The organism is Collinsella sp. i05-0019-G5, from assembly GCF_042851345.1.
Taxonomy (GTDB): Bacteria; Actinomycetota; Coriobacteriia; order Coriobacteriales; family Coriobacteriaceae; genus Collinsella.
Genome location: NZ_AP031421.1, coordinates 2,215,272 through 2,237,519 on the forward strand (window position 1 = coordinate 2,215,272; position 22,248 = coordinate 2,237,519).

Annotated in this window: 21 protein-coding genes; 3 read left to right on the forward strand and 18 right to left on the reverse strand. The window is 62.4% G+C overall.

Annotated features, from left to right (window positions below):
- Nucleotides 1-69: 69 nt before the first annotated feature.
- The 6 genes from ACGHIZ_RS10360 to tmk form a co-directional block, all read right to left on the reverse strand.
- Complete coding sequence (locus tag ACGHIZ_RS10360; RefSeq protein ID WP_390449933.1) at nucleotides 70-1,095, reverse strand: substrate-binding periplasmic protein; 1,026 nt, start codon at nucleotides 1,093-1,095, stop codon at nucleotides 70-72.
- A 733-nt stretch (nucleotides 1,096-1,828) separates the two neighbouring features.
- Complete coding sequence (locus ACGHIZ_RS10365) at nucleotides 1,829-2,941, reverse strand: hypothetical protein (RefSeq protein ID WP_118081564.1); 1,113 nt, start codon at nucleotides 2,939-2,941, stop codon at nucleotides 1,829-1,831.
- Nucleotides 2,942-2,952: 11 nt separating this feature from the next.
- The gene (locus ACGHIZ_RS10370) at nucleotides 2,953-3,759 is read right to left on the reverse strand and encodes a ComF family protein (RefSeq protein WP_118081562.1); all 807 of its coding nucleotides are present in this window, start codon (nucleotides 3,757-3,759) and stop codon (nucleotides 2,953-2,955) included.
- 101 nt (nucleotides 3,760-3,860) lie between these two features.
- Complete coding sequence (gene ricT, locus ACGHIZ_RS10375) at nucleotides 3,861-5,555, reverse strand: regulatory iron-sulfur-containing complex subunit RicT (protein ID WP_118081560.1); 1,695 nt, start codon at nucleotides 5,553-5,555, stop codon at nucleotides 3,861-3,863.
- Complete coding sequence (locus tag ACGHIZ_RS10380) at nucleotides 5,546-6,673, reverse strand: ATP-binding protein (protein WP_118081558.1); 1,128 nt, start codon at nucleotides 6,671-6,673, stop codon at nucleotides 5,546-5,548. The genes ricT and ACGHIZ_RS10380 overlap by 10 nt, the downstream gene beginning before the upstream one ends.
- Nucleotide 6,674: 1 nt before the next feature.
- Nucleotides 6,675-7,358, reverse strand: a complete 684-nt coding sequence (gene tmk, locus ACGHIZ_RS10385; RefSeq protein ID WP_390447891.1) for a dTMP kinase — start codon at nucleotides 7,356-7,358, stop codon at nucleotides 6,675-6,677.
- A 250-nt stretch (nucleotides 7,359-7,608) separates the two neighbouring features.
- Between tmk and ACGHIZ_RS10390 the strand changes: the two genes are divergently transcribed.
- Both ACGHIZ_RS10390 and ACGHIZ_RS10395 read left to right on the forward strand, forming a co-directional pair.
- Nucleotides 7,609-8,592 (forward strand): zinc-ribbon domain-containing protein, encoded by a 984-nt coding sequence (locus tag ACGHIZ_RS10390; RefSeq protein ID WP_390399038.1) that lies wholly within the window; start codon nucleotides 7,609-7,611, stop codon nucleotides 8,590-8,592.
- 280 nt (nucleotides 8,593-8,872) lie between these two features.
- Nucleotides 8,873-9,991 carry an IS1249 family transposase gene (locus ACGHIZ_RS10395; protein ID WP_138111757.1) on the forward strand — a complete coding sequence of 373 codons (1,119 nt, stop codon included), beginning with the start codon at nucleotides 8,873-8,875 and terminating at the stop codon, nucleotides 9,989-9,991.
- A gap of 125 nt (nucleotides 9,992-10,116) precedes the next feature.
- On the opposite strand, the gene ACGHIZ_RS10400 is transcribed toward ACGHIZ_RS10395, so the two are convergent.
- From ACGHIZ_RS10400 to ACGHIZ_RS10430, 7 genes are all read right to left on the reverse strand, one after another.
- Nucleotides 10,117-12,711 (reverse strand): DNA topoisomerase I, encoded by a 2,595-nt coding sequence (locus tag ACGHIZ_RS10400; RefSeq protein WP_390447894.1) that lies wholly within the window; start codon nucleotides 12,709-12,711, stop codon nucleotides 10,117-10,119.
- A gap of 54 nt (nucleotides 12,712-12,765) precedes the next feature.
- On the reverse strand, nucleotides 12,766-13,449 hold the full coding sequence (gene hypB / locus ACGHIZ_RS10405; RefSeq protein ID WP_227790544.1) for a hydrogenase nickel incorporation protein HypB: 684 nt from the start codon (nucleotides 13,447-13,449) through the stop codon (nucleotides 12,766-12,768).
- Between the two features lie 54 nt (nucleotides 13,450-13,503).
- Entirely contained in the window at nucleotides 13,504-13,860 is a 357-nt protein-coding gene (gene hypA / locus ACGHIZ_RS10410) for a hydrogenase maturation nickel metallochaperone HypA (RefSeq protein WP_117565013.1), read from the reverse strand.
- 6 nt (nucleotides 13,861-13,866) lie between these two features.
- The gene (tatC, locus tag ACGHIZ_RS10415; RefSeq protein WP_199574408.1) at nucleotides 13,867-14,661 is read right to left on the reverse strand and encodes a twin-arginine translocase subunit TatC; all 795 of its coding nucleotides are present in this window, start codon (nucleotides 14,659-14,661) and stop codon (nucleotides 13,867-13,869) included.
- Nucleotides 14,661-15,245 carry a twin-arginine translocase TatA/TatE family subunit gene (locus ACGHIZ_RS10420; RefSeq protein ID WP_390447897.1) on the reverse strand — a complete coding sequence of 195 codons (585 nt, stop codon included), beginning with the start codon at nucleotides 15,243-15,245 and terminating at the stop codon, nucleotides 14,661-14,663. The genes tatC and ACGHIZ_RS10420 overlap by 1 nt, the downstream gene beginning before the upstream one ends.
- Nucleotides 15,246-15,398: 153 nt before the next feature.
- The gene (locus ACGHIZ_RS10425) at nucleotides 15,399-15,713 is read right to left on the reverse strand and encodes an STAS domain-containing protein (protein WP_117769921.1); all 315 of its coding nucleotides are present in this window, start codon (nucleotides 15,711-15,713) and stop codon (nucleotides 15,399-15,401) included.
- Nucleotides 15,714-15,779: 66 nt separating this feature from the next.
- Nucleotides 15,780-17,084: an aminotransferase class I/II-fold pyridoxal phosphate-dependent enzyme gene (locus tag ACGHIZ_RS10430; RefSeq protein WP_022093863.1), complete on the reverse strand. Its 1,305-nt coding sequence runs from the start codon at nucleotides 17,082-17,084 to the stop codon at nucleotides 15,780-15,782.
- Nucleotides 17,085-17,233: 149 nt separating this feature from the next.
- Here ACGHIZ_RS10430 and ACGHIZ_RS10435 point away from each other — a divergent pair, with 149 nt between their 5' ends.
- A complete protein-coding gene (locus tag ACGHIZ_RS10435; RefSeq protein ID WP_022093864.1) occupies nucleotides 17,234-17,488 on the forward strand; it encodes a hypothetical protein in 255 nt (84 codons plus the stop codon).
- Between the two features lie 86 nt (nucleotides 17,489-17,574).
- On the opposite strand, the gene nhaA is transcribed toward ACGHIZ_RS10435, so the two are convergent.
- From nhaA to ACGHIZ_RS10460, 5 genes are all read right to left on the reverse strand, one after another.
- On the reverse strand, nucleotides 17,575-18,933 hold the full coding sequence (gene nhaA, locus ACGHIZ_RS10440) for a Na+/H+ antiporter NhaA (RefSeq protein ID WP_390447900.1): 1,359 nt from the start codon (nucleotides 18,931-18,933) through the stop codon (nucleotides 17,575-17,577).
- Between the two features lie 267 nt (nucleotides 18,934-19,200).
- Nucleotides 19,201-20,124 carry a manganese-dependent inorganic pyrophosphatase gene (locus tag ACGHIZ_RS10445; protein ID WP_118226883.1) on the reverse strand — a complete coding sequence of 308 codons (924 nt, stop codon included), beginning with the start codon at nucleotides 20,122-20,124 and terminating at the stop codon, nucleotides 19,201-19,203.
- A gap of 166 nt (nucleotides 20,125-20,290) precedes the next feature.
- On the reverse strand, nucleotides 20,291-21,244 hold the full coding sequence (locus ACGHIZ_RS10450; protein ID WP_233540726.1) for an ROK family protein: 954 nt from the start codon (nucleotides 21,242-21,244) through the stop codon (nucleotides 20,291-20,293).
- Nucleotides 21,245-21,485: 241 nt separating this feature from the next.
- Nucleotides 21,486-21,818 (reverse strand): PTS lactose/cellobiose transporter subunit IIA, encoded by a 333-nt coding sequence (locus ACGHIZ_RS10455; protein WP_197736861.1) that lies wholly within the window; start codon nucleotides 21,816-21,818, stop codon nucleotides 21,486-21,488.
- 9 nt (nucleotides 21,819-21,827) lie between these two features.
- The gene (locus tag ACGHIZ_RS10460) at nucleotides 21,828-22,130 is read right to left on the reverse strand and encodes a PTS sugar transporter subunit IIB (protein WP_035137700.1); all 303 of its coding nucleotides are present in this window, start codon (nucleotides 22,128-22,130) and stop codon (nucleotides 21,828-21,830) included.
- Nucleotides 22,131-22,248 lie beyond the last annotated feature (118 nt).

A 22,248-nucleotide genomic window follows, 5' to 3' on the forward strand; every position in this document is an offset into this window, starting at 1 on the left:
GGCAGTGCGTGTTGAAACCGTGAAGGGGCATCTCTCCTAGCGCATAGGAGACACCACCCCTAGCAATAACTAGCTATTAAGCTTGTTAATGTCGTCGTCGGTGATGGTGTCTTCCTGGCTGGACGATTTGTCTTCGGAGGATGCGGTCTCATTGTTGGAATCGGAGGACTCGCTGCCGGAGGATGTGGTCTCGCTGGACTCAGAGTCGCCCGGCTGCACGTTAGCGCCCGAAACCGTCTTAGTGGTGAGGTCGTAGGGCATCGTGCCGTACCAGACGCAGTGGACCGCCTCGAGCGTGCCGTCGGCCGTAATACCGTCGAGGGCATCGCTCACGGCACGACACAGTTCGTCATTGGACGAAAGGCCTGCAACACCAAGCGTCGAGGGCGCCTCGAGCGCACCGACATAGGAGATCTCGCTCATCAGTCGCGCAAGGTAACCGCCAGCCGTGGAGTCGCAGATCACATAGTCGACCTCGCCGGACTCGAGCGCCTCAAAGCACTCGTTGATGTTGGAGTAAGTCTTTTGGTTGGAGGTGATGCTCTGCTTAGCAAGCGCCTCCTGCGAGGCCGAGGACATCTGGATACCCAGAGTAGACGTGTTAAGGGTATCGGTGGAAACGCTCAGCGACCCACCATCGCTGGTTTTACCGAACACGGAAGCGGCATCGTACAGGCACGTGCCGAGCGAGCTAACGTCCCCATCCGTGGAGTTGATCTCGCCGATAAAGATATCAGCCTTTTTGTCACCGAGCGCGGAACCCGCCGAGGACGCATCGACAAAGGCGACCTTAAGGCCCATGCGGCTTGCGAGGGCGCGGGCAGCGTCGACTGCATACCCCGTGAGCTCGCCGTCAGCGCCCTGCATGGCCTGCGGCGCATCGGAGGTATCGAGGGCAACCGTCAGGGTACCGGGGGTGACCAGGGCATCATCCGACACCGCGGGCGTGACGGTCTCGTACTCGATCTGGTCGATCGTGGGAGTCGTGAACGTAGACAGCGGGTTGAACGCGCATCCGCTCAGGCCCAAAACGGCGATGACCGCTGCGGTCCCAGCACCTAACCGAGCCGCGTGCATCAAGCTGCCCCTCACCATGTCCACTACCCTGCCTTCTGTGTCGTATACGATCCGTGCGTTGCGCGGAATATCAGATTGTTCCCACCAGCTGACCTGGTATTTGACCCCACACTTGCGCACCGGGGTGTTTGCTCGGGAGGCCGCAGCCACCTTCACGACTGGCCCGCTCGCCCGCGAGGCGGTATTGCCCCAAAGAAAGTAGAACGGACGGTGCGGCTTACATCTAGGACGCGCCATGATCGCGCCGCGCGCACGCGGTCGCTTACGTGGATCCCTTTGACCGCGTCTGTCTTGGACTAGGACGGGCATTTCGTCCGTCCGCAACCACAGCCTGGTAGGAACGTAGCGCATTATAGCTAAGTTCAAGCTAAAGTTTAAGGTTAGGGGCGTCATTCGCATCGCGAGCACAGATTTCGCAGGTCGGGGCGGACCATTCGTGCCCCCATGAAGCCCGGAGCTCCCCCACGGGGAGCCCCGGGGCACCCGTCTCAGGGTGCCGTGTGCAAAAAACGGCAAATATGAGTACTGCTACCAATTTAGTAGCAGCGTATTTCCGCCCCACGAGCCCTTTTTGAGTTCCGCACAGCCCGCTTGGCGCCAAGATATTCCACATTCGTTTATTATCTCTTCGCTGAATCCAGTTTTTCGGCCCAAGTTTCTTTATTTTTGCTGTCACTAATCTAGTAACAGTACTCATATTTGCCGTTTTTTGCACATGGCATATAAACAGACCCCCTATAAAGCCATAGTTTTACGCCGGCTTGAGCCCAAAGCACGCTCGGAGCGTATTCAGCAGAGCATCTTGCCTCTTTCGACGAGCCTCTACACGATTCTGATATCGTTTACCCATACGCTGGTGGATGCGCCATGCGAGCGCTTCCATCGCTTCCATGTCGCAGAGCATCTCGTTGTTGACCGTCGCGACCTCGATTCCCATGGACGCCAAACCCGTATTGCGTTTTTCATCGTGAATGCGCCCGCCGCGAGACGAATGGCCCTGCTCACCGTTGTATTCCAGGTCAAACCGAGCTGCTTCCTGATAGGCATCGCAAACCGCATACGGCATCCCCGAGATCGCCTGCGCACGGTCGTTGAACTCGATCTTGTGGTCGGTCTTAAAGGGACCGCAGGCAAATCCGCCATAAGAAAACGGAAGCGAAAACATGGCAAGCATGATGCATTCCATGGGTGAGCGCAGGTTTTCCGACAGAAAGGGGCACAGCCGCCGCAGCTGCTTGGCCGCGCTCCCCTTGCATGCCGCAAGGTAATCTGCCAGGCGATCGGGCGTCAGCACTGGCTCGACCTCAAAGTAGCCCACATCTGACGGCTGGTCCTTATCCTTTGCAAGCCTGTTCACGGTAGGCGAGCTGTAAGGGGGCAGATACTGCCCGCGATCGCTCAGCGAAATCTTGGAGCACAGCTCCTGGGCCAGGGCAAATGCCTGGATACAGCCGACTTCGCGCGCAACGGCGGCACAGAGGGCCTCGGGAGACAAGCTGTACACTCCCGGCTCCACCTCCAAAATCGAGGCGTCCGGCAGGTCTGTAGAACAAACGGACCAGCTTGCACCAGGCATGCGGCGACGCTGCTTCGCCGACCCCACCAGCAGGCACAAGTCTTCTTGGACCTCGCCACTCACGGCCCCGATCCGCACCAAATCGGGAAGATAAATGTCCTCGGCCGAGGGAGACGATGTATGCAGCACACGGCGCTCTTCATCGGGATCGAGGTCTCTCCAGCTGATGTAACCCATTTGTCGGCGCTCGGCGCGCATCATGCGCAGCGCCGAGGCACCGGTCAGGACTACGGAGGCCGCCAGTTGCTCGCTTGTCGGCTCGATGCGCCGCGCTATCTTCACTGCCACAAAACCACCCCCTACCAAACGCGTGCGATAGCGAGGCCATCGACTGCTGCGGCGCCGGCACGCTTGAGCTCCGCCGAGGCTGCTGCCATGGTCGCGCCCGTGGTAATGACATCATCGATGAGCAGCAGACGGCGGCCGCGCACATCCTCGACCGTCTCGTACATGCCCCGGGCATGCTCCCGGCGCTCATCGCGGCCGAGCTCTCGCTGGTCACCATGACCGTATTTGACCAGGGCGTCCAGCAACGGGACACCCGAAAGATCGCAAAACGAGCGCGCGATTGCTTCCATATGGTCGAATCCACGCCGCCGAAACGCCGCCGCAGTCGCGGGCACAAACACCACCGCGTCCGCACCGGACAACACACCGCCGTAGCGATCGGATGCTGCCACCTGGGCATGCAAGGCAGTGTCGTAGAGCAACTCCGCCAGATACGGTGCCAGACGGCGCTCGCCCGCATCCTTGTACGCCTTGATGATGCGCGGCAGCGGATGTGCATAGACGGCACACGCCAGGCAGCGATCGAGCGCCTCGGCCATTGCCGAAGACGTGCCCTCGACCGAGCACTCGGTACACAGCAAATCCCCAAACGGGGCGCCGCATCGGATGCAACTATGACACGGATCGATGAGCGCGAGCGATGCCAGACAATCCTGGCAGATCAGCGCACCGGAACGCTCGCAGCCAGCGCATCGCGTGGGCGACAACGCCTCGAGCGCCTCATACGTCGCGCGCTCGGCAAGCGGTAGCAATTCGTCCGCAAACGGTAGGACGCCTGCGCCCTGCAAGCGAGTCAATACGTTCAGATGTCTCTTCATGACACAACCCTCCCTACGCGAAGGCGAAGGGAGGGTTGTCGGTGTAGAGCCATGATACCCAGAGGTGCTGGGGTCAGGCGGGTTACATCCGCTTACGGACGTTATTCGCCGGCAGGCGGTTGCGGTACGGACGAGGTGCGGGTCGAGCCTTCGCCACCGTCCTGGCGCGGCTTGCGGGAGCGACGGCGACGGCGACGCTTTTGACCCTGGTCGGTCGAGCCCTCGCCGCCGCGATCCTCACGCGGTTCGCACTCGTCGCGAGCGCCGCCGTGCGAAGCCTTGGCGGCAGCTCCTCCGCCATCGCCGGGGCGACGGCGCGTGACCTTGACTTCGCCATCCGAAACCTGATCGGCCACAGAAGGAATCGAGGGTTTCTGCTGCGCGCCCGAGGAATGGCGACGACGCGGACGTGACGCGCGCTCCTCCTCGCCACGCGGCTTGCCAGCCTTGTCGGCAGGCGCGTCGGAGGCCGAGGCGCCCTTGGGAGCGGCACCGGCCTCGCGAGCAGCTGCGGCGCGGAAGGCGTCCTCGCGCTCCTCGCTCGACAGGTGACGGCGACGACGGCGCGTGGGGTTCATGCCACCGCCGCGATTTTGCTGCTGGGGCTGCTGAGCCTCGCGCTCGCGGGAAGCGTTCTTACCCGCGGCCTCGCCATTGTCGACGGACGCCGTGCGCTTGCGGCGGCGACGGCCATCGGCTGCTCCCTCGGTCTCGGGCGCCTCGGCCTTGCCGCGGCCCTTTCCACGGCCACGGCCCTCGCCCTGGCCCTGAGCGGTGCGAGCATCGGATTCGGCATCGCGACGACGGCGCTTGGGCATCGATGTGCCGGCCAGACGATCGGCGCTCGACAGGCCATCGCCCACGTCGACGCCGTTTTCGCGATCGAGTTCCATGAGCGCCAGACGCATCTCGGGCGACTCGATGCGCTCGAGCACGTCGCGCGTCACGCAGTCGGGGCGGCAGTTGCAGCCCTGCTCGGCGGCCTTCTTTTTGCAACCCTCCGAGCACGTCATATCGGCCAGGTTGACCTTAAAGACTTTGCCGTTCTCCAGGCGCAGCACCAGCTGCTCACGCGGCGTGTCATATTCCTGGATGCGCGCCTTGCCAAGCGGCGTATCGATAAGCGTCTTCTTTTTGGGCGCGCGGCTCTTAAAGTCCTTGTACGCCTCGAACTCGTAGCGCAGGCAGCACATCAGGCGGCCGCAGACGCCACTAATCTTGGACGAGTTGAGCGGCAGGTCCTGCTCCTTTGCCATGCGGATCGAAACCGGCTCAAACTGTCCGCCAAAGCGCGTGCAGCAGAGCTCCTGGCCGCACTGGGCATAGCCGCCCACCAGGCGGGTCTCGTCGCGCACGCCGATCTGGCGCATGTCGACGCGAATGTGCAGCGTCGAGGACAGGTCCTTGACGAGCTGACGGAAATCGACGCGCTCCTCGGCCGCGAAGTAGAACACAGCCTTCTCGCCGCCAAACAGGTACTCGACGCCGACCGGCTTCATCTCGAGGTCGAGCTCTTTGACCAGACGACGGAAATCGACCATGGCCTCGTCGCCCTGGATGGCCAGGTCGTCGGCAAGCTGCAGGTCGATGTCGCTCGCCACGCGCAGCACGGGCTTGAGCGGCTGGCCGATCTCATCTTGCGGCACCTCGAAGGGATCGGCCGTGACCAGGCCGATCTCGGTTCCGCGCTCGGTGGAGCAAATGGCATAATCGGCCTCGAGGATATCCAGATCCTGCGGATCAAACCACAGGTCGCGCGAGGCGTAGGTAAACTTAACGGGTACGACTAACGGCATTTCAGTGCCTTCCTGATATCGAACAGCATGACCTCGATGGCCAGCTGGGGAGTAACGTTTCTGGCGATGTTGCGCTCGGCGGTCGCGACCGCCTCGAGCGCCCGGGTGGCACCCGCAACATTCGTCGCGGCGGCAAGCCGCCCGATCGTGTCGCGCACGTCTTCGTTCACGACGTCGGCCGCCTCGTCCTGAAGTGTCAGCAGCACGTCGCGCATGAGCGTCCGCGCGCTCGCCAGCGCTTCCATGATACCCGAACGCTCGCGCGCGTTGAGTTCGCGCTTGTTGCGGTCCTCAAGCTGCTTCAATGCTCCACGCGACAGGTAGTCGGCGTTTTGCTCGAGCACCTTTTCCTGTGTGGACTTGACCTCGGCGAGCGGCGCCTTAACGGCGACGATGAGCGACTTGGCGCGGCTGAGCACATCAGCCTCGTCGGCAGCGATGAGCGAATCGATGGCGCGGACCATTTGGCGGCGAGCATCCTGGCGCTCGGCACTCTTAAGGAACTCGATGCCGCGTGTGGGGCTTCCCGCCACGGCGACCGCCATGCGGCAACGCGCGAGATCCTGACCCGTCGCGCGGCTCACGGCCTGCGCGGCCACGGTGGGCGACACCAGCCGAAACGGCACGCACTGACAGCGGCTCACGATGGTGGGCAACATCACGTCTGCCGAGGTGCCCAACAAGATGAACATAACGCCCTCGGGCGGCTCCTCGAGTGTCTTGAGCAGCGCGTTGGCGGTGTTAGCGCGCAGTTGCTCGGCACGATCGATGATGTAGACCTTGGCCTTGGCGCGAATGGGTGCCAGCGGCACGTCATCGAGCAGCTCGCGGGTCTGGGCAATAAGGTAGCCCGTGGCGCTCTCGGGCGTGTAATAGTGCACGTCGGGATGCGTATGCCGAGCAACGCGCACGCAACTGTCGCATGCGCCGCAGCCGTCCTGCTCGCACAGGAAGGCTTGGGCGAGCGCCCACGCGGCATCGAGCTTGCCCGCGCCGGGGGCGCCCAAAAACAGGTAGGCGTGCGATGCACGGCCGCTGGCGACGGCATTGGTCAAAAAGTCGCGCACGCGCTCTTGGGTGTCGAGCTTGGCCAGCAGGCTTGCCTGAGCGGGGGCCATGTTACTCGGCCTCCTTGGCAAGCGCGGCGGCGACAGCATCCTGGGAAATATCGAGGCCGTAGGCGCGAACCTGCTCGACCGTCTTCTCGAAGACTTCCTCGATGGTCGCGGTGGCGTCGATGAGCTTTACGCGGTTTGGCTCCTCGGCGGCAATTGCGCAAAAACCCTGGTAGACACGCTCTTGGAAGGCCATGCCCTTAGCCTCCATGCGATCTGCCGCGCCACGGGCTGCCATGCGCAGCGCCGCCTGCTCGGGCGTGATGTGATAGACGAGCGTGAGCGCCGGGTGCGTACCCGCGACGGCCAGGTTGTTGGCATCGCGCACCATCTGACGATCGAGGCCATCGGCAAACGCCTGGTAGCAGGTCGTGGAATCGTAGAAGCGATCGCACAGGACCACCTTGCCGGCAGCAAGGGCGGGCGCGATGACCTCGTGCACCAACTGAGCGCGTGCCGCCTCGTAGAGCAGCAACTCGCAGGTGTCGCCCATCGCCGTATTGGCAGGGTCGAGCAGCAGAGCACGGATCTTTTCGCTGATGGCGGTACCGCCCGGCTCGCGCAGGCTCACAACCTGGTAGCCAGCGAGCTCGAGCGCACGGGCAAGCAGGCGCGCCTGCGTAGATTTACCGGCGCCATCGACACCCTCGAGCGTAATGAAGCTATGTTGAGCGGGCTCAAAAGCCATGGGCGCAGCCCCTTCCTACAAGGCGCGTAAATGCAGATATATATCAACCAAGCCATGATACCCCAGTGCTCGGTGCGTCCCAAATCGGGCCTAGTCATTGGGTAGTCATTGGGGACGCTCTTAAATGACTAGGCGACAGCTAGGGACGTTCCTAAAGTGCCGGCAGAAAAGGAACGTCCCTAACTGCCGACTTTTTTGAGCGCTGGGTATAATCGTCGTATTGATTTGAAATGTGGCGAAAGGAGTGGCAATGTCTCGGTATTGCGCCTCGTGCGGCAAACTTCTTGCAGATGATGCCAAGTTCTGCACCTCATGCGGTGCACCCGTTGAGCAGACAACCGCAAGCAATGGCCAACCCGCGTTTGAGCAGACCGGCTTCCTCGATACGCCGCAAGCTAAGCCGGACGACTCCCTCGCCTATCGCCCCGACCCCGCCGCCAGCCCCGCAGCGGTCGAAACGACGCAGCGCATACCCGTCGCGGACACCCCGCCCCAACAGCAACCGGCATCTACGTACGCGCCTGATTCACCACAGGCCCCCGCCGCCAAAAAGAGCAGCACCAAGGCGCTTATCGCCGTTATCGTTGTGCTCGTGGCAATTATCATCGCCTTGGTCATCTTTTTTGTGATCAAGCCTTTCGACAACGCCGCCACGCAAACGACTGCCGAGATTACTAAGCTGCACCATGATGTTGACGATGATGACCTCAAGCCTCTCGACGACCCCAATAGCCTCTACGATGATGACGACGAGGACGACGAGGACGACGGCGAAGCAACCCTCTCCGAGCAGAACCTCTACCGTCGCCTGAGCGAATACTACGATCTGCTCGAAGATCTCGATAGCCAGGTCCGCGCCTGCGCGCAGGCCTTCAATGGCAGCTATCTGGAAGAAGATCGCACCGCCCGTCAAAATCTCGCCGACGTCGCCGAGCGCACGGAGGACACCATCGAGCAGTATTACGACATCGTCGAGGACCTGGACGTCCCGACGAGCTCCAAGAACTACAGCTCCTGGAAAGACATCGTTGCCCTGTATGACGACCTGGACCACCGCATTGACGCGATCTGCGATGCCTGGGAGATCAGCCTGAAGTACGCAAAGCCCGCGGACCACAAGAATGAGATCGTGGCGCCGCTGTCACGCGACAACGTGGCGGGCACCAATGACAATAAGTACCGCCTAGACTTTGAGGACCGTTATCCCGGCGCCAAGCCCGTCGAGGTGAACTAATCCCAACAACTGATCAAAACTTGCGGTGAAATAGAGATTAGTTAGGCCTTTTGCCAGCAAAAACAGTCCCTATTTCACCGCAACTTAGAAGTGGGGCTTATAGGACAAAATGTGTGTCCACGTTGGGGGCATCGGCGCAGGTCGATGCCCCTTTTTCAGCCGTTTAAATTCCGTGCCCGCTTTTAACCGCTCGGACAGAATGTGTGTCCGGTTGCCTATCGTTCCCGCAGGTAGATAACCTTTTCCGGAACCGTTAAATATCCTTTCGGAAGAGGTGCCCATGAAGGCCGTTTATTGCCCCTACTGCGGCGGTCGGACCAAGCGCAACGGCAGGACCTCATCGGGGTCCCAGCGGTGGAGGTGCACGGCCTGCGGCGCGTCGACGACGGTGAGGTACGACGACACGGCGACGAGGCTGGACGAGTTCCTCGGGTGGCTCCTCTCCAAGGACTCCCAGGCGGCGATGCCGGGCGGCGGGCGGTCCTTCAGGCGCAGGACGGCCGAGTTCTGGGAGGTCTGGCCGATGCCCGTCCCCGACGGCGAGCTGCACCGCGTGCTCCACGTCGACGGGATCTGGGTCGCGCGCGACCTCGTCGTGCTCATATGCTGCAGCGGCGAGAGGGTGGTCTCCTGGTACATGGCGAGGTCGGAGAACTCGAGGGCGTGGTCGGCCCTCATGTCGCCGATCCCGGCGCCCGAGGTGGTCGTCACCGACGGCGGGAGCGGGTTCGCCAAAGCCGTGCGCGAGACCTGGCCGCGCACCAGGGTCCAGAGGTGCACCTTCCACGCCTTCTCGCAGGTCAAGCGCTACACGACGACGCGGCCGAAGCTCCAGGCGGGGCGCGAGCTCTACCTCATCGCGCGCGACCTCATGGGCATCGAGACGCTGCACCAGGCCGAGCTCTGGGTCGAGCGCTACCTCGACTGGTGCGGGTTCTGGGCCGACTTCCTGGAGGACAGGACCGTGGTGGACGGCAGGAGGGTCTACACCCACGAGAGGCTGAGGCGGGCGCGCTCGTCGCTGTCGTCGCTGGTGTCGGCGGGGACGCTGTTCACCTACCTCGACCCCGCCCTGGCCAAGGCCGGCCCGCTGCCGTCGACCAACAACATGATCGAGGGAGGGGTGAACTCGCAGCTGAGGGCCGTCCTGCGCAACCACCGGGGGCTGACGTCGGTCAAGCGCGTGAAGGCGGTGTTCTGGTGGTGCCACGCGCACTCGGGGGACGCGAGGACGGCGCGCGAGAAGCTCGCCGCGATGCCGACCGACGCGGACATCGACTTCCTGTTCAGCGTCTACTCCGCCTCGCCGTCGCGCGAGGACGGAGGGCCGGAGTGGGGCGACAGGGCCGTGTGGGAGGACCTCCACCACAGGGACCCGTACCCGTTCTGGCTTGATTAATGGATAGAAACGGATGTTCTATCGGGACACACATTTTGTCCTATAAGCCGAAGTGGGGCCGGGCGCGCATTTGCATTTGCGCGCCCGGCCCCGCCGTGTCTATATGTGCTCGGATATGTGCTCGGTTACTTGCCGGCAGCGGTCTTTTTGGTAGTCGTCTTCTTGGCGGCAGCCTTCTTGGCAGTCGACTTCTTGGCGGTCGAAGTCTTCTTTGCCGCCGTCGTCTTCTTGGCCGTGCTCGCCTTAGTCGTGGTCTTGCGACCGCGGGCGGGCTTCTTCTCCTTGGTCGGGCAGTCCATGTTGACGCAGATACGCCACGGACCGCGCGCCGTGTTGACCACCACGATGGGGGCGCCGCACTCGGGGCAGGTCTCGCCCGTCGCCTCGAGCTTGCCGCGCGCCGGCAGCGGATAGCTCACGCCGCAGTCATCGTAGTTGGTGCAGCGGATAAAGCGCTTGCCGCTCTTCTCGCTCTTGTGCGCGATCAGGTCGCCGTGACGTCCGGCCTCGGCACACACCTTGCACTCGCCCACCTTAAGATCGGGCTCGTAGTTGGTGGGGCACGTGGGGTTCACGCAGATCTCGAAGGCCTTCTGGCGGAATGGCTGGCACTTGATGCGCGGCGCGCCGCACTCGGGGCACACGGCGGCCTCGCCCTCGAGCGGGCTCACCTTGACGCCACTCGGCACCGGATAGGTCACGTCGCAGTCGGGCCAACCCATGCAGCCGATAAAGCTGCCGCGGGTCTTGGCGCTCGTCTTCATAACCAGGTCCTTGCCGCACTTGGGGCAGGCGCCCACGCGCGCATCGGCCGTGACGGCGTCGCTGATGGCGTCGCCCAGCTCCTGCGTATGCTTGAGCAGCTCGTCGAGCACGCCGGCCAACAGCGCGCGCGAGTGCGTCACGACATGCTCTTCGGTATCCTCGCCGCGCTCCACGCGGGTCATGTCGCCGTCGAGCTCGCTGGTCATATCGGGGCTCGTGATGCGCGGGGCAAACTGCGACAGCGCGTCGATGATGGCGATGCCCAGCTGGCTCGGCTCAACGGGATCATTTTTGAGATAGCGCACGGCATACAGGCGCTCGATGATGCTCGCGCGCGTGGACTTGGTGCCCAGGCCGCGCTTTTCCATCTCCTGCACGAGCTTGCCCTGGCTGTAGCGCGCGGGCGGCTCGGTCTGCTTGGCCTCGAGCTTAATGTCGAGCACGTCGACCGTGTCGCCCTGCTCAAGCGGCGGCATCTGCTCGTCGCGCTTGAGGCCGTACGGATATGCCTCGCGGAAGCCCGGGGTCACGAGCACGTCGCCCGAAGCCACGAACGGCTCGCCGTTGACGTCGAGCTCGAGCTTGGTGTTCTCGATGGTCGCGGGCCCCATGAGCGTTGCCAGGAAGCGACGGGCGACGAGGTCATAGAGTTTGCGCTGGCCGCCGTCGAGCGTGGACGGGTCGCCCTCGCCCGTGGGGTAGATAGGCGGGTGGTCGGTGGTCTCGACCTTGCCGCGCGTGGGCTTCATGGGGCCGGCGAGCACCTTTTTGCACACGGGCGCCAGCGCCGGGTTGATCTTTGCCAGGTCGCTCACCACGGCGCCCAGATCGAGCGTCGCGGGATACACGGTGTTATCGACACGCGGGTAGCTGATGAGACCGGCCATGTAGAGGGACTCGGCGATGCGCATGGTACGCGCAGGTGAGATGCCCTCGGCCGCGGCGGCAGCCTGCAGCGAGGTCGTCGCAAACGGCGTGGGCGGCTGCTGCTTACGCGAGCGCTTGGTCACCGCGGCGACGGTTGCCGTCGTAGCGCCGTCAACGTGACCGTACGCCGTCTCAGCAGCATCCTTGTCGGTAAAGCGCGCCGTCTTGTGCGCGATCTTAAAGCGATCGTCCTCGGCAGCGCCTTGCGCGGCGCCCATGCCGCGGATCTGCCAATAGTCCTCGGGCACAAACGCCATGCGCTCGCGCTCGCGCTCGACCACCAGGGCAAGCGTCGGCGTCTGCACGCGGCCGGCAGAGCGCACGTTGCCAAAGCCGCCAAACTTGGCGAGCGTCAGGTAGCGCGTGAGCACCGCACCCCAAATGAGGTCGATGTGCTGACGGCTCTCGCCCGCGTCGGCCAGGTTCTGGTCGAGCGAGACGAGATTATCGAAGGCCTGCGTGATCTCGGCCTTGGTAAACGAAGAATACTGGGCGCGGGCGACCGGCAGGTCGGGCGCAACCTCGCGCACCTTGTTGAGGGCGTCCGAACCGATCAGCTCGCCCTCGCGATCGAAGTCCGTGGCGATGATGACGCTGTCGGACTTCTTGGCAAGGTTCTTGAGCGAGCGAATGAGCTCTTTCTCGGCCGGCAACTTAATGACGGGCGCCCAGGTGAGATAGGGCAGGCTCTCGAGCTTCCAGCCCTTGATGGAGATGCCATCGGCAAGAAACGGCTTGCGCTTGGTATCGTAGGGCGGACGCGCCAGGCCATCGGGTATGTCGGCCGGCAGCATCTCGCCGTCCTCGGTGACCGAATACCAGCCCAGCTTTTTATCGAACAGCACACTGTCGCAAAAATCGGGCGCAAGGATGTGACCGGCAAGGCCGATCGTCACGCACTCCTCGCCCTTCCACTCAAAACGGTAGATGGCGGTGTTGTACACCTTGTCCTTTTTGGGCTTGCCCGTGGACAGACGCTCGGCGATCTGACGCGCGGCGTCGTTTTTCTCGGCGATGATGAGCTTCAAAAGAGGCTCCTATCTCGTATCTCTGCGGCTACGCCCGCCCGTATGGCGGCCGACTTACGCCCTTGCTTGCTCAATCTGCCCGATGAGCCAATCGCACCAGGCATCCATGCCCTCGCCCTTGCGCGCGCTCACGGCAAACCGCGGCGCCTGCGGATTGAGGTCATCGAGTGTCTTAGTATACCTATCCATGTCAAAATCGAAAGCCGGGGCCACGTCAACCTTGTTGAGCAGCTGCGCGCCGGCGTGTTGGAAGATGCCCGGGTACTTGATGGGCTTGTCGTCGCCCTCGGGCACCGAGAGGATCATGATGGACAGGTTCTCGCCCAGGTCAAAGTCGACTGGGCAGACCAGGTTGCCCACATTTTCGATAAAGATGACGTCGATGTTATCGAGCCCAACGGCCTGGTCGAACGCGTCAACGGCTTCCATGATCATGTTGCCCTCGAGGTGGCACAGGCCGCCCGTGTTGATCTGGATGGCAGGCATGCCGGCTTCCTTCATGGTGATGGCGTCGACGTCCGAGGCGATATCGCCTTCGATGACGGCGCAGCGCAAGCCGGCCTTGTCGCGCAGGCGCTCGTTGGTGCCCAGAATCGTTGTTGTCTTACCCGAGCCGGGGCTCGACAAGACGTTGATCACGTAGGTGTTTGTCTCATTAAATCGCTGACGCAGCTGATCTGCCAGGCGCTCGTTGCGCGACAGGATCGGCGACGCGATATCAATCGTTTTCTCGGCCATACTCGGCGCTCCTTACTTCTACCATTTATACCCCGTCCCCAGGTTGCTGGCGGGCTAATCGTCGGGGGTCTCGATCTCGATACTTGCGATGTCGAGTTCGCGGCCGTGCAGCAGACGCACGTTGGCGCCGCCACACTGGGGACAGCGGCAATGGAAGCGGTCGTGCTCGAAGACCTCGCCGCAGTCCAGACACTCGCTTTGTGGATGGACCTCCTCCACGGCAAGCTCGCAGCCGCGCGTGAGCGGGTCCTCGTCGCGAAATGTCTCCCACGCAAAGTCGAGTGCTTCGCGCACGACCTCGGTCATATCCCCGATACGCAGCGTTACCAAAACGGCGCGCGAGGCCCCCGCCCCACGCGCCGCGCGAATCACTGTATCGAGTATGCCGTTGACAATGCCAACCTCGTGCATACCGATTTACTCCTCGTCGTCCTCTTCGTCGTCCGAAAACAGGTCCAGACGGCTCACAAACAAGCCCTCCTTGCCCTCGCGCGCGGTAATGACCACGCGAGCGATGGCGAGCGAAATCTCGTAGAGCGAGAGCAGGGCGCCATACATGAGCCCCAGCGTAACGGGCGAGCCGTCGGGCGTAATCACAGCCGAGCCCACAAGCAGGCCAACGTATACATAACGCCAGGCACTGCGGAAGGCCGCGTAGGACACGATGTGGAAGACGGACAGGTAGAAGATGATGAGCGGCAGCTCAAACGCCACGCCAAAGCCAATCATAAAGAGCAGCTCCATGTTGACGTAGTTCTCCAGATCGGGCAGCGCCGTAGCGACGGCCGAGGTCTCGCCGATGAGCCACTCAAAGCCTGCAGGGATGATGATGAAGTAGCAAAAGATTGCGCCCAGGAAGAACAGCACCGTCGAGGCGAGCACCGTGGGCACGACCCACTTGCGCTCGTTGGGGCGAAGCGCCGGCAGGAAAAACGCCAAGATCTGCCAGATGATCATGGGCGTGCACATGACAACGGCCATTTTGATGGCCAGCGAGAAGCGCAAGCCAAAGCCGCCGAGCGTGGTAGTGATGTAGAACTTACCGTCCGGCACAAAGGAGCGGATGGGATCTTCCAGGATGTCGAGCACAACAGGCGTGGCGAAATACAGCACGATAGCGGCGGCAAACACCGACACGACCACGATGGTCAGGCGGCGACGGAGCTCTCCCAGGTGATCGAAGAGCGGCATACGCGCAGGTCCGATAGGCATTACTCATCGCCTCCCTTCGGGGCGTCGGCGGCAGCAGCGTCGTCTTCGGCCTCGAGCTCGCGAGCGAGCTGGTCGACGACGGCCTTGCGCTTACGGGGACGACGGGCGTAGAGGTCAGCCGTCGTGGGCTCTGCAGGCTCAGGCTCGGGCTCCGGCTCTGCAGCAGTCTCGGGCTCGGCAGCGGCATCGGCGGACCCGGCGTCGGTGCCCTCGGTCGCAGGCTCCTCGGCAGCATTCTCGCCCCCAGCAGCACCCTCGCTTGCGGCCTTCTCGGCGGCAAGGCGGGCGCGGCGCTCCGCAAAGGTCTCCTTCTTTGCGGGCGCGGCCGTCTCGACGGCATCCTCGTCCGCATCGGAATCGTCATCGACGGCAGCCTTCTTGGGCTTGACCGGAGCCGAAGCAGCCTCGCTTACCGGATCGATGATCTCGGACTGAACAACGGCCGTCATCTTTTCCTGCGTCTCGCGGAACTGACGAATGGCACGGCCGATCGTGCGGCCCATCTGTGGGAGCTTATCCGGGCCAAACAGCAAAAAGCCGAAGACCACGATGATCGCGAGCTCACCCTCTCCAATACCAAACACACATACCTCCAAGGCTCGATGTGAGTCGAGCCCGCACCGCGCCATTCGGCCGGAACTCGTCTATTCATTCGGTCAAGTATAGCGCCCGGACGCCAAAACGTCCGAGCGCATCACAAACATATGCCAAACGGCACGCCCTTTTGGGGGCAAAGATTATGCCGCCGTGATCGAAATCTCCTGGTCGACGCCCAGCAGCTGAACCACGCGCATCACCTGGGGCTGCACATTAGTGCAGCTAAAGCGCTTACCGTGGTCGACCGCGTGGTGCGCGGCGCCCACGAGCACGCCAATGCCCGTCGAATCGATGTAGCTCACCTGGGCAAAATCGAGCTCAACGGCCTCAGTGGGCTGCTCGAGCGCCAGGTCGATAGCATTGCGCAGGCTATCGGCGTTAGAGATATCGATCTCGCCGGTTACCTTAATGGTGTAGATCTCCGGCGTGGGGTTGGTGGAAATACCCAAATCCATGTATACGCTCCTTTACGTATCGAAAGTGCGGATAGTACTAGGCGCGGACTTGCGGGGCCCTACGCGTTAGGCGCGCTCGGCACGCGCAAGCTCGGCAGCGACAAGCTTAACGGCCAGCACCAGCACATCGAGCGCGGCCTCCAGGTCCTCGACCGTGGGATAGCTCGGCGCGATGCGGATGTTGGTGTCGCGCGGGTCCTTGCCATAAGGCCAGGTGGCACCAGCCGGCGTGAGCTTGACGCCCAGGTCGGCACAAAGCGCTGCGACCTTTTGGGCCGAGCCCTCGGGACCATCAAAGCTCACAAAGTAGCCGCCGCGGGGATGTGTCCAAGTGGCGCAACCCGTATCGCCCAGGCCCTCGGTGAGTTTGCGCTCAACGGCCTCAAAGCGCGGGCGCAAAAACTCGGCATGCTTTTTCATGTGCTCCTTGACCGCCTCGATGGTGGGAAGGAAGCGCACGTGACGCAGCTGGTTGAGCTTATCGGCGCTGATAAGGCCGGCCTTCAGGCGCTTGGAGAACTCGGCGATGACCGCGGGGCTCGCACCGATGAAGCCGATGCCGGCGCCCGGGAAGGTGATCTTGGACGTCGAGGCAAAAGCCACCACGCGGTCCTCGGTGCCCGCCGCGCGAGCGAGGTCGAAGATATTGGCGAGCTCGTCGGTCTCGTCGTACAGGTCGTGCACGCAGTAGGCGTTGTCCCAAAAGATGCGGAAATCGGGCGCGGCCGTGGGCATCTCGACCAGGCGACGCACGGTGTCCTCGCTAAAGGTGATGCCCGTGGGGTTGGAATACTTGGGCACGCACCAGATGCCCTTGATGGAGTCGTCGGCGGCAACCAGACGCTCGACCTCGTCCATGTCGGGGCCGTTGTCGGTCATCGCGACGGGGACATTCTCGATACCCAGGTCGGCGGTGATGCCAAAGTGACGGTCGTAGCCGGGAACAGGGCACAGGAACTTGACTTTCTTGCCGTCGTGCGCGGCCTCGTAAGCCTCCCAGGGCTCGCTGCCGCACGAACCGCAGCGCCAAAACATGCCGGCGATATCGTGCTCGATCAGAAGGCTCGACGAACCCAGTACGAGCGTCTGCTCGGCAGGGCAACCCAGGAACTCCCCCGCCAGCTTGCGCGCCGAGGGAATGCCCTCAAAGCAACCGTAGTTTGAGCAGTCGACGTTGCCGTCGTGCAGATCGGCATCGGCATTGAGGATATCGAGCATGGGTCGAGAGATGTCCACCTGGGAGGGCGACGGCTTGCCGCGGGCCATGTCGAGCGCCAGGCCCTTGGCCTTGACCTCGGCGACCTCGGCTTTGAGCGCCTCGATGGCGGCATCGAGTTCGGTGGTTTCCATCTTCTGGTAGATCGTCTGCATGGGTGCGACCTTTCGCGAAGCGGGACGTTGCAGTTCGTCTAAGTATAGACCGCCACCGCCGCAACGGCATGAAGCCGTGATAGATTAAGTTCATCGCAATGATTTACGAATCGCCGCGCATGCCGGCGTGGGGCGCCCAAGGAGGCACTATGGAGTACGGATCGTTCCAGGCCGAGGAATTCGGCGACCTGCAGCGCCTGGTCGACGGACTATTTTACGACCGGCACGCCATCGACCGCCTGGATCTCATCGTGCAGGCCGAGATCTTGGACCTCGCGCCCGACCTCATGGAAATCGTGAACCTATTGCCGCCCGGCTACTACGACCGCCAATCGCTTTGCGACCAGCTCAACTCCGCCCTTGCCGCCCACGGCTGGGGCGCCGTCTACGGAACGGTGGAATAAACCTAGTCATTTAAGAACGTCCCCATTGACTAAAACGCCGCTTGTGATGGTGTCCACAGGCGGCGTTTTCAAACTTGTATATGCTTTTACTTGTCTTTGGGCGCGGGGTGTTTGCAGACCACGCTCATGTAGATCATACCGAGCACGGCGGCGGTGACCGAACCGGCAAGGATGGCGGCCTTGGCAGCCAGAACCTCAAACTGGGCCGTCGGGAAGGCAAGACCGCTGATGAGAATCGACATGGTAAAGCCGATGCCGCCCAGAATGCCCACACCGGCAATCATGTGCCAGTTGACATTGTGCGGCAGCTCGCAGACCTTGAGCTTGACCAAGGCGAACGTCATGCCAAAGATGCCGATCGGCTTGCCCAGCAGCATGCCAAAGTACACGCCGAGCGTCACCGGGTCGGTGAGCAGCGTGCTCATGTCCACGCCCACTAGGCGAACCTGTGCGTTCACGAACGCAAAGATCGGCAGAATCACAAAGTTGACCGGCGTGGAGATCAGACGCTCCATGCGGATGAGCGGCGGGGTGACGCGGTGCATGACGCGCTCGACCTTAGTGGTCGAGACGGTAAAGTCATGCTGGCCCAGGATGTGTGCCTCGTCATCGTAGCGGTCATCGAGCAACGGCAGGCACTCGCCCAACCAATCGGTAAGGCTATCGAGCTTGACGCCGCACTTGGCCGGGATGGTAAAAGCCAAGATGACGCCGGCAAGCGTGGCGTGTACGCCGCTCTTGAACATGCAGAACCACAACAGCAAACCCAGTACCGAATACGGGGCAAGGCGGTAATGCTGCGTCTTGTTGAGCCACACGAGCGCGCAGGTCACAAGCGCGGCGGCGCCCAACCAAAACGGATTGGGGCTCTGACCGTAGAAGATGGCGATGGCGGCGATAGAGATGAGGTCGTCGGCGATGGCGAGCGTCGAGAAGAACACGCGCACGCCGTTGGGCACGCGATTGCCCAAAAGCGACAGCACGCCCAGTGCGAAGGCAATATCGGTTGCCATGGGGATGGCCCAACCGTTGTGAGCGCCGGCATGGTTAAAGATCAGGTAGATGCAGGCGGGAACGACGACGCCACCCACGGCCGCCAGCATGGGAAGCATGGCCTGACGCGGATTCTTGAGCTCGCCGACCGTCATCTCGTACTTAAGCTCAATACCCACCAACAAAAAGAAAATCGCCATGAGAAAGTCGTTGACGAAAAGCTCAACGGTGAGACCGGCCGTAAGGTTGCCCAGACCCACATACAGCGGGGTCTCCAAAAAGTGATGGATGGCCTCGTAGGCATCGGTATTGGCGCAAATGACGGCGGCGATGGCGGCGAAGACCATGACGGCGGCGGAAATCGTGCCGTTCTCGGCGATGCGCTCCCAGATGTCGTGACGCTCAAAACGCTTGCGCTCACGGACGTTGAACAGCTGCTCGGGTGCTGCCATGGGCGGCTCCTTTCACGGGAAGGCTCCCGTCTTAAAAAAGCACGGCCCGCCCAAGTGGCGGCGCCGCGCTCTAACGTATTACGCTTGCATCTAGCCTACCCTGCACGACAAGCACGCAGGCGTGGCCGAAAAGCGGAACCACAGGTTGAACATTATTTGCCCAACGGCACGGGCACGCCTGTCCAAGAGACGACGCGGCGCCATGCACAAAAAACGACCGGAGCGCGGGGCGTCCGCGATCCGGTCGTGGCGTTTAGTGAACTAAACCTAGCAGGCGGCCATGATGGGGGCAGCGACCTGCTTCTTACGGGAGAGGACGCCCGGCATCCAGACGCCGTCGTGCTCGTCGGCAATGCCCAGGCCCTTCTGAGCGGCCTCGGTCTCGCCCTCGAGCAGGACCTGCGAGCCCTCCTCCATGATGTCGGTGATGCACAGGACAATGCCGTCAGCGCCCTTCTCGGCAGCGTAGGCGCGCATGGCCTCGCGAATCTCGTCGATCATGCCGAGTGCGCGGGTCTTGTCGACAGTCTCGTACTGGCCGATGAGCAGCTTCTTGCCGGCGGGCTCGAACATCTTGATGTCGTTGCCGACCATCTCGGCAGCGGTAAAGGAGCCGGACGGACGGGTGAGGAAGACCTCCATGCCAAACTTGACCGGGTCGACGCCCACCTGCTCGCCGAGCTTGGCGGCGACGGCGCGGTCGACATCGGTGGTGGTGGGGCTCTTGAGCATGAGCGTGTCGGTCATCATGGCCGAGAGCAGCAGCTTAGCCTGGACGTCGGAAAGCTCAACGCCGAGCACGCCGGCGAGCTTGGTGACGATGGTGCAGCTGGAGCCCCAGGGCAGGCAGATGTAGTGCAGCGGGCCGGCGGTCTCGAAGTCGCCGATGCGGTGATGATCGACGACGCCAAAGACCGTGGCGTCCTTAAGGCCGGCGACGGACTGGGCAGACTCGTTGTGGTCGGTGAGGACGACGAGCTGACCGGCCTCGACGGACTCGATCACGCGGGGCTCGGCGATGCCGGCGTCGGCGAGCAGCTTGGCGGACTCGGCCGGAAGCTGACCAAGGGCGCAGGCCTCGTAGGTGTTGCCGGCATACTCAACCTGGTTGAGCAGCTGGGACAGGACGACGGCGCTCATGATGGCGTCGTTATCGGGGTTCTGGTGACCAAAGACAAGAACGTTTGCCATGGATATCCTCCACTTGATATGTGTACTTGGACGTAGCTATGGTAGCACGCCGATGCCGAGCCTTCGCAGACGGAAGGGTCACGGCATATTTTGGGGCAGGCATGGGGGCCAAGACTGTCCCTTTTGCACCGTGTTGGTGCAAAGTAACCTGACCCCCTTGCACCAGCTATTTACCGGCGGCGCGCAGGGCTACGTAGGCGGCACCGATGATGCCGGCGTCGTTTCCGAGCGAAGCGACCTTAATGGGCGTCTCGCGCGAGGCAGAGAGCGCGTACTGCTTAAAGTGCTCGCGAACCTTGTCGAGATAAACATCGGCCGAAGCGGACGCGCCGCCACCGATCAGGAACATCTCGGGGTCGACCACGTTGGCGATAAGCGCCAGGGCGCGGCCAAGGTAGTCGGCCATGGTGTCGGCTGCGGCCAGCGCGAGCTTGTCGCCCTCGCGGCAGGCCTGGAACACGTCCTTGGAATCGGAGGGGCCGGTGAGCTCAATGGGCTCGACGCCCGCCTTCTTGCACTCGGCAAGGTAGTTGCTCACCACGCCGGTGGCGCTGGAATACTGCTCCAGATGGCCATGGCCGCCACAGCCGCAGGTGCGCTCCTCGGCCGGGTTCAGGCACATGTGGCCAATCTCGCCGCCGGCGCCCACAACGCCCGATACCACGTCGCCGTTAACGATAACGCCGCCGCCCACGCCGGTACCGATGGTGACCATCACCACGTTCTGCACGCCCTTGGCAGAACCGAGCCAGGCCTCGCCCATGGCAGCGGCGTTGGCATCGTTCTCATACTTAACGACCGCATCGGGGCAGTGCTTCTGAATGGCGACCCTCAGCTCGGGCAGGTTAATGGCAATGTTGGCCTTGACCTTGGCATCGCCCGACGCCGGGATGGGACACGGAACGGCCAGGCCAATGCCCGCCACAAAGGCACGCGGAATCTGTGCCTTGGCGACCACCTGGTCGATAGCCTCGGTCACCGCGGCAAAGCCCGCGGCGTCAACGATAGGAGGCGTGGGCACGCTGGCCTTGGCAAGCAGGTTGCCGTCCTCGTCGAACAGGCCCTCCTTAACCGAAGTGCCGCCGACGTCGATGCCGATGTAGTACTGCTTAGGTTCCATGGGAGCCCACCTTTCTCGTTTAAACATTGCCTGTATGGTACCGCTCTCAAGGCAAAAACCTACCAAAAAGGGACAGGTTTGTTTTGGCAGGTTTTATCTGGGGTAACGCAATTGGCTGCCCAACAGGCCGCGCAAGACCATCCCCAAAAATAAAGGCGCCGGGAGGCGGAGGCTCCCGGCGCCCGTCAAAGGGACTATGTTGTCTGTTGGACCGCACGGTCCGTCGCGGCGATAACGCCGACTAGGCCTGAAGTGCCTGCAGCTGCTTGTGAACCTCGATGAGCTCCGTCGCCATGACGCGCATGGTCTCGGTGCCGGCCATCTGGTCCTCGGCATGCAGCAAAATCAACGGGGCCTCGCCGTTACGTTCGCCGTTGGCCTCCTTCTTCAGAAGCCCCATGTGAACATCGTGGCCACCGTTATAGGCCTCGTCGCCCTGCTTGATAAGCTCCTCGGCGGCGTCAAAATCGCCCTCCTTGGCCTTTTGCACGGCATTGATGTACATGCTCTTGGCGGTACCGACGTAGCTGATGATCTCAAAGCAGGTCATCTGCAGTTCGTTCATATCCTCCATGCAGAGCACCTAGCCCATCACGCTGACGCAGTGGTCGATGATGCCGGCAGCGTTCATGCGGCCGTAGTCGACCATGTTGATGACCTCGACCGGAAAACGACCGGCGGCCTCCTTCTCAAAATCGCCCTTGGTGTAGCCGATCTGCGGACCAAGCAGCAACATGTCGCACTCGTCCAGGTGATCGTGGGCCTCGTTCATGGGACGAGCCTCGACCTCAATATCCAGACCACGGTTTGCAACCTCGGCCTGCATCTTCTGGACCAGCAGGCTCGTGGACATACCGGCATTGCAGCAGAGCATGATCTTCTTCATGGTTTCCTCCTTATAACTGCGCGGCGCGCAGACGACAACTGGTTTTATTCCTTGCGGCTATTGTGCCCACCCCCCTGCATCTTTACACAAGGGAGAGAGCTGCGGGCACCGGCGCCGC

Coding starts and splice junctions, on each gene's coding strand:
- ACGHIZ_RS10360 (WP_390449933.1), bottom strand. CDS start 1,095: ATGGTGAGGGGCAGCTTGATGCACGCGGCTCGGTTAGGTGCTGGGACC.
- ACGHIZ_RS10370 (WP_118081562.1), bottom strand. CDS start 3,759: ATGAAGAGACATCTGAACGTATTGACTCGCTTGCAGGGCGCAGGCGTC.
- ricT (WP_118081560.1), bottom strand. CDS start 5,555: ATGCCGTTAGTCGTACCCGTTAAGTTTACCTACGCCTCGCGCGACCTG.
- ACGHIZ_RS10380 (WP_118081558.1), bottom strand. CDS start 6,673: ATGGCCCCCGCTCAGGCAAGCCTGCTGGCCAAGCTCGACACCCAAGAG.
- tmk (WP_390447891.1), bottom strand. CDS start 7,358: ATGGCTTTTGAGCCCGCTCAACATAGCTTCATTACGCTCGAGGGTGTC.
- ACGHIZ_RS10390 (WP_390399038.1), top strand. CDS start 7,609: ATGTCTCGGTATTGCGCCTCGTGCGGCAAACTTCTTGCAGATGATGCC.
- ACGHIZ_RS10395 (WP_138111757.1), top strand. CDS start 8,873: ATGAAGGCCGTTTATTGCCCCTACTGCGGCGGTCGGACCAAGCGCAAC.
- hypB (WP_227790544.1), bottom strand. CDS start 13,449: ATGGCCGAGAAAACGATTGATATCGCGTCGCCGATCCTGTCGCGCAAC.
- hypA (WP_117565013.1), bottom strand. CDS start 13,860: ATGCACGAGGTTGGCATTGTCAACGGCATACTCGATACAGTGATTCGC.
- tatC (WP_199574408.1), bottom strand. CDS start 14,661: ATGCCTATCGGACCTGCGCGTATGCCGCTCTTCGATCACCTGGGAGAG.
- ACGHIZ_RS10425 (WP_117769921.1), bottom strand. CDS start 15,713: ATGGATTTGGGTATTTCCACCAACCCCACGCCGGAGATCTACACCATT.
- ACGHIZ_RS10430 (WP_022093863.1), bottom strand. CDS start 17,084: ATGCAGACGATCTACCAGAAGATGGAAACCACCGAACTCGATGCCGCC.
- ACGHIZ_RS10435 (WP_022093864.1), top strand. CDS start 17,234: ATGGAGTACGGATCGTTCCAGGCCGAGGAATTCGGCGACCTGCAGCGC.
- nhaA (WP_390447900.1), bottom strand. CDS start 18,933: ATGGCAGCACCCGAGCAGCTGTTCAACGTCCGTGAGCGCAAGCGTTTT.
- ACGHIZ_RS10445 (WP_118226883.1), bottom strand. CDS start 20,124: ATGGCAAACGTTCTTGTCTTTGGTCACCAGAACCCCGATAACGACGCC.
- ACGHIZ_RS10450 (WP_233540726.1), bottom strand. CDS start 21,244: ATGGAACCTAAGCAGTACTACATCGGCATCGACGTCGGCGGCACTTCG.
- ACGHIZ_RS10455 (WP_197736861.1), bottom strand. CDS start 21,818: ATGGAGGATATGAACGAACTGCAGATGACCTGCTTTGAGATCATCAGC.
- ACGHIZ_RS10460 (WP_035137700.1), bottom strand. CDS start 22,130: ATGAAGAAGATCATGCTCTGCTGCAATGCCGGTATGTCCACGAGCCTG.